The organism is Xenorhabdus littoralis (assembly GCF_033949345.1).
Taxonomy (GTDB): domain Bacteria; phylum Pseudomonadota; class Gammaproteobacteria; order Enterobacterales; family Enterobacteriaceae; genus Xenorhabdus; species Xenorhabdus littoralis.
On record NZ_VCDP01000175.1, the window covers coordinates 1 to 2,644 of the forward strand.

2 protein-coding genes are annotated in these 2,644 nt (G+C 39.8%); both read right to left on the minus strand.

All coding sequences use genetic code 11. From position 1 onward, the window contains the following. Window positions 1–269 (minus strand): hypothetical protein (locus FE394_RS19070; RefSeq protein WP_319927896.1); only part of this gene is annotated, 269 nt, incomplete at its 3' end. Window positions 270–1,028: 759 nt separating this feature from the next. Further along, the coding region (locus FE394_RS19075; protein WP_319927897.1) for an Ig-like domain-containing protein at window positions 1,029–2,644 on the minus strand (1,616 nt) is incomplete at its 5' end.

A 2,644-nucleotide genomic window follows, 5' to 3' on the forward strand; every position in this document is an offset into this window, starting at 1 on the left:
TTGCTGACAGTCTGGATATTACTGGCGATCACATTGGGTGTACCAGATTCTGAGGATTCATTGTTTTTATTCAAATCATTTTCTTTATTGGCATTTGAATTCAAAAACCTTTTACTTGATCCGTTAACGTTAAAATCTATATTTTCTTTATTATCTATTTTATTAGTTGTCAGGTGCCCCTCTGCAAAGGCATTCATCATTGTAGACGGTATCAGTAACGAGTAAATGACAGTAAAAAAAACAATGACTTTACTAATATATGAAGACATATAAGAGCACCTCAGAAAAAAATTATTATTTACTATCTCATTTTTGAGACTAACTCATAAAAATGAGGTTATCTCCCTAATTTCATATATTAGAAAATCCTGTGGATTATGTGATGAAGAATAGTTATTGGCTGATAGGTAAACGTTATCGTCCAATATTTATGGGGATAAATTAAGTATGTAGCAGCAGACAAATCCGGTTCACCGAATGAAAAGGTGAATTTTTAGTTCCTGTTCGGAAATGCCACAACCCAGCGTTTGAACTCCGGAATATATCGTTATCTTGTTATAATGACCTTGCTTTCGTTAATTTAATTTGAAAACAAGGTGGCATTAAATCAAGGACAGATCAATTTCCAAAACGCGCTGTTGTACAGGTATTACGAGGATACTCTCTATCAGGTTCAATTGGCTTTACTACATTCACACAAACTTCCACATCTGTTTCCTGAGGCGTACTCAGTGTACTTATCAAGTCTGCTTTTAAAGATCCGTCAGTTCCTACATACACATCCCTATTTCGGGATAAAGAAATCCCTTTTGTATTCGCATTCAATGGTTTTTTGATCCACCAGTTAAATTTAATCCCTTTATCCGTATAAGGATGACTTTTGTGATTACCGGAAATTAGAGTTACTTTTGATTCAAGGGAATACTTCCCACTAAATAAGGTTTCATAATAGTAGTACACTTATCGGATGAAGATTCCTTACTCTTCGCGCTGCGAGGAGTAAGGATGTGATTTCGCATTTTGAATGCTTATTTAGGAGGAACCACGACATTGGGTGGAGTAATTTCGGGTGTATTCAATAGTGGCCACATGAACTGTACAGGTTCTTTATCGGCACCTTTTACATTGTTATCGGTAGAAGCGGTCACAACCACAAATGGAGATGTCGGTGTGTTAACTGCACTGGTGATTGTTGCGGTTAATTTTCCATCCTTACCGGCTTTGACTGTGCCATTTTCAGGCTCAAAATTGAGCCCTGTTTTTCCGTTTGGATCTATCTCCCACAGGACATTATCAATTTCAGTTCCTTCTTCTAAAGGCTGACTATCGCTACCCACAACAACCGCCGTATAGGTAAATTTTTGCTTACCGTCAGAAGTTAGAACTTTATTACCGGGAGGCGTAGATTCAACCGCGATATGGTTATCTTTTACATGATAATCTTTAGGATTATCTTCAAAAGAAACGGGAGGAGTTGATGGGATCATGTTGCGATTTTTGTCTACAATTCGGATAGAAGCCGTGACATTTTTGATGGCGGCTTTGCTAGTGAAGGTTAACGTGAAGTATCCTTCAGAATCTGTTGTTCTACCGCTATCTTTAAAAGTGATATTTGCCCTTTGGCTTGGATCTAGAGGTTTATCTAAGTATGGTGAAAGCCAAAAATCCCACTCTACAACTGGAAGCGTTGTATTTCGTTGCGGTATGTGAGTTGAATTATCAACGAGAAGAGCCTTAAAGGTAAAATATTCACCGACAGGCAAAGTCGTCGTGTCTTTCGGCTCAATATCATGCACAGTGCCGCCTTTAATAACATACAGTGGAGTAAAGGAAACGGTTTGAACCGCATCAACCGGTGGTTGCTTTCCAATGGCAAGTGAAACCATAATATTGTCTACTTCAGCGAAACTGGCTAATGTGGCGGTTAATTCTCCCTTCTCATTTGTTGTGACATCGCCATTGGGAGGGTTCCAAATCAGCCATTCCGAATTATTATCTATGCTCCACTTTACATTATAAATTTTCTGGTTTACCACTGGTTTGCCATCACCACCTAAAACAGTTGCTGTATAGGTATAGATATGTTTGCTATCGCCGACTTGTGACGGTACTTTCGGTGAAACGTCAACGGCTCTTCCTCCTATATGGAAAAGCGCCGGGTTATCTGTAAAAGAAACTGAATAAGGCACCTGAACCGGTGATTTGTTTCCAATAGCAAGTGAAACTGTAATATTTTTTACTTCAGCGTGGCTGGCTAACGTGGCGGTTAATTCTCCCTTCTCATTTGTTGTAACATCACCATTGCGAGGGGCCCAAATCAGTTCTTTGTTACTCTTATCTATGCTCCACTTTACATTAGAGATTTTCTGGTTTACCACTGGTTTGCCATCACCACCTAAAACAGTTGCTGTGTAGGTATAGATCTGTTTGCCATCGGCGACTTGTGACGGTACTTTCGGTAACACATCAACTGTTTCTATATGGAAAAGCGCCGGGTTATCTTCAAAGCTCACGGCACCGACCTGTGTTTTTTCCATGCCGCCCGCTTGCAGGAAGACTTTCGCCTCCTTGACGGGTTTACTGCTCACTAATGCGGCCTCTAATTGCCCTTTATCATTGGTTGCCGTTGTTGGAGCAGGTTTAC